The following is a 705-nucleotide window of genomic DNA, read 5'->3' as shown; positions in this document are numbered from 1 at the left end:
TCAAAATGAACGAAATCGATGCTTATCCTGAATCAAGAATGAGAAAATCATCGAAAGAAAATTCGAAAATCAATTGAAATTCAATTCAAATCAATTTTTTTTTTTTTTTACTTACGCGAAAATTCAAAAATCGAAATTAAAACGATTGCAATTGAAATTCCTCGCGATCATTTTCGATCGGTTGAAAATCTACCTTTATCGAATTTTCCTTAAGGTACGTTCGAAACAATTTTATTTATTTTTATTTTGATTCTTTACGTATTAATAATTTGATATTTAAGCTAAAAAAAAACGCGTTCGATAAATCGCGTTCGATAAATCGCGTACGAAGTCGGAAAGCGTCGAAGAAAAAAAAAAACTTTTTTTTTCTTTTTCGATGAAGTTGTAATTTAAAAACAAAAAAAAAAAAAAATTCTCTGATGAAAAACGCACGCACAAACACGAATCGATTTTAAGTTGTTGTTGTTGTTGTTGTTGCGGATTAAAATAAACTCAATTTGCCGGTCGATTCGCTTCGAGAGCACGTGGCGGCTCCGCGCGACTTTTTCTTCTCGTAGAGTAACCACGAAGAATTCGTCATCGCCATCGCCATCGCCATCGCCATCGCCGTCCACTCCGACTTCATTTGACATGAATTTTTCTTCTGCGATTCGCGATTTCTTCAACAATCCGGAGAGAGAGAGAGAGAGAGAGTGAGATCGTGGC

At 35.2% G+C, this 705-nt stretch carries 1 protein-coding gene; it reads right to left on the bottom strand.

What is annotated here, in order from left to right:
- Positions 1–389 precede the first annotated feature (389 nt).
- Positions 390–705: hypothetical protein (locus tag BG74_RS00760; protein WP_204376280.1), on the bottom strand; the 316-nt coding region annotated here is incomplete at its 5' end.

Source organism: Sodalis-like endosymbiont of Proechinophthirus fluctus (assembly GCF_001602625.1).
Classification (GTDB): Bacteria; Pseudomonadota; Gammaproteobacteria; order Enterobacterales; family Enterobacteriaceae.
The sequence above is the reverse complement of the archived record's forward strand: the minus strand, read 5'-3'. Positions and strand labels throughout refer to the sequence as shown.